3 protein-coding genes are annotated in these 2,173 nt (G+C 67.0%); 1 reads left to right on the top strand and 2 read right to left on the bottom strand.

The window, feature by feature from the left end; all coding sequences use genetic code 11:
• Positions 1 to 470: tetratricopeptide repeat protein (locus D455_RS0113075; RefSeq protein WP_026122589.1), on the top strand; the 470-nt coding region annotated here is incomplete at its 5' end.
• Between the two features lie 520 nt (positions 471 to 990).
• Here the strand turns inward: D455_RS0113075 and D455_RS30290 are convergent.
• Complete coding sequence (locus D455_RS30290) at positions 991 to 1,719, bottom strand: hypothetical protein (RefSeq protein WP_241480246.1); 729 nt, start codon at positions 1,717 to 1,719, stop codon at positions 991 to 993.
• Positions 1,720 to 1,810: 91 nt separating this feature from the next.
• On the bottom strand, positions 1,811 to 2,173 hold a 363-nt coding region (locus tag D455_RS35355), incomplete at its 5' end, for a hypothetical protein (RefSeq protein ID WP_241480245.1).

The following is a 2,173-nucleotide window of genomic DNA, read 5'->3' as shown; positions in this document are numbered from 1 at the left end:
TGTCCCTGAACAACCAGTCCAACCGGTTGGCTGATCTGGGACGGCGTGAGGAGGCCTTGGAGGCCATCCCCGAAGCCGTCGGCCACTACCGCACGCTGGCCGATCAGCGTCCCGACGCCTTCCTACCCGACCTGGCCTTGTCCCTGAACAACCAGTCCATCCGGTTGGGGGAGGTGGGACGGCGTGAGGAGGCCTTGGAGGCCATCACCGAAGCCGTCGGCCACTACCGCACGCTGGCCGATCAGCGTCCCGACGCCTTCCTACCCAACCTGGCCACATCCCTGAACAACCAGTCCACCGATCTGGCTGCTCTAGGACGGCGTGAGGAGGCCTTGGAGGCCATCACCGAAGCGATCAGGATACGCGAGCACCTCGCGGAAATTCGACCCGCCGTACACCAGGCCAAGCTAGAACAGTCCCTCGAAGTGCGTGACTGGATCAAAGGCCTAGACGAAGACCCGGACTCTTGATCACCATTGTGATGAATTCCATGGCCACACCTGAGATTCCGTAACCAATTCCAGGAAGCCCGCCTCGAGTCACCAGCGGATTTGATCCGTGCCTCGCAGACTCGATGAAATGCTCGGGAATTGCTCGGCTGTTCTGGGACGCCGTGACACGGGGCGGTCTCCGGTGGCGCGTAGGGGGACACCGCCGCCCGGATGGATCGGAACGAACTACCACATACCGGGGCATAAAACCCGCACGCACGCGGACTTTTAATCCGTGGGTTCAGGGTTCGAGCCCCTGGGGGCCTACCCCCGAAACCCCAGGTCAGAGGCCACGTTCGAGGCACTCGACCCGGGGTTTTCGCATGTCAGGAGCCGTGCGGTTGCTCCAAGTGCGCTCTTCAGCCTCGACCGTGCCTCCACCTCGCCGGACACCCCCTCCGATGTGCTCAAACCCCAGGAATGACGCCGAACCCAGAGAAACGGCTCCGACGAATCCGGCACACACCAGAGCCCCGCCACCTCGGACACGGGCACCGCATCACGGCGCGAGCGCGGCGGACACGCGGGCCAGGCTGTCACCTGTCAACGCGGACGAGGTGCCGGGGTTACGGAAGGAGTACCTTCCGTCGTTGGTCCGGACTCCGGTACCGGTCGTCGTCCAGTGCACCGGGCCGGATTCCCCCTGTCTCCCCAGGATGGCGGCGGCGAGCGGTTCAGGGGATTCCACGCCCACGCGTGCGCTCAGCGCCGCCGCCAGACGGCGGACAGCCCCCTGCGGCACGGAGTCGTCGGCCCAGGCGGGCAGAAGAAGCAGAAGACGGGTGTGGGGGTCGCTGTGCTCCGCGCCGGGTGGGCCGTTGTCCACAGCGGCCACCAGTTCCGGCCAGGACAGGCCGGGCACCATACCGTTCCCAGCGGAGACGGCGATGACGTCGGCCTCCTCCCAGCCCGGATGATGGAGGAGGTAGACGACACCCGCATCCCCGTCGTCGATGCCGTAGACGACGTAGAGACAGTGACCGTTGGCGAGCGGAACGGCGAAGGCCGGGAGCTCGGCCCTGTCCCACACCCGGCGTTGGAAGCGCACGTAGTCGTCCCACGTACGGTCCGGGCCGAACAGCCACCTCTCACCCTCGCCCTGCGCACCGGGGTAGAGGTGCACCACCCAGAACAACCTCTCGTCCAGAAGTTCCGGACGCCAGTTGAGGGAACCATCGTGGTGGTAGCCGGGGATCCGAGCGGGATGTGGACAGGCGTCGTGGCTCATGCGGGCCATCATGCCGCGTGGCCGACCGGCGGCTGGGCCCGGCACTACCGCTGAGCGTCTCGGGGGTTCCCCGAGGTGAAAAGGGGGTTGCTCAGCGGCGTGTGTCCAGCCAGGTCCTCACCGCAGAGGCCAGCTCGTCGAACTCACCCGGCTCGGCCTCGACCCGTTCAAGGCGGCGAGGCCTCCGACTCGGATCATGGAACAGGTAGGGGCGTACTCCGCGCACTCCGTCGTCATCGACGCACCAGCCCTGCTCGGAGGGGTGGGGGTGACGAGGGTGCGGTATCCGCACCGGTCCCGGAACCGGGCGTGTGTGCCGGGCCACGACCGGAGCGCTTCCCGGCCGTGGCCTCTCCGTCTCGGACACAGCGGTCCTGGTGTGCGGCAGGGACTTCGCCTGCTCCAGTGCGTTCCTGCGAGGTGACGGCAGCGGGCGCTGGTTCTGCCGCCGGAT

The organism is Nocardiopsis halotolerans DSM 44410 (assembly GCF_000341065.1).
Classification (GTDB): domain Bacteria; phylum Actinomycetota; class Actinomycetes; order Streptosporangiales; family Streptosporangiaceae; genus Nocardiopsis; species Nocardiopsis halotolerans.
This window is presented reverse-complemented; position numbering and strand designations above follow the sequence as displayed.

Bases quoted from the DNA above. Each gene is read 5' to 3' on its own strand.
- D455_RS30290 (WP_241480246.1), bottom strand. From the start codon at position 1,719: ATGAGCCACGACGCCTGTCCACATCCCGCTCGGATCCCCGGCTACCAC.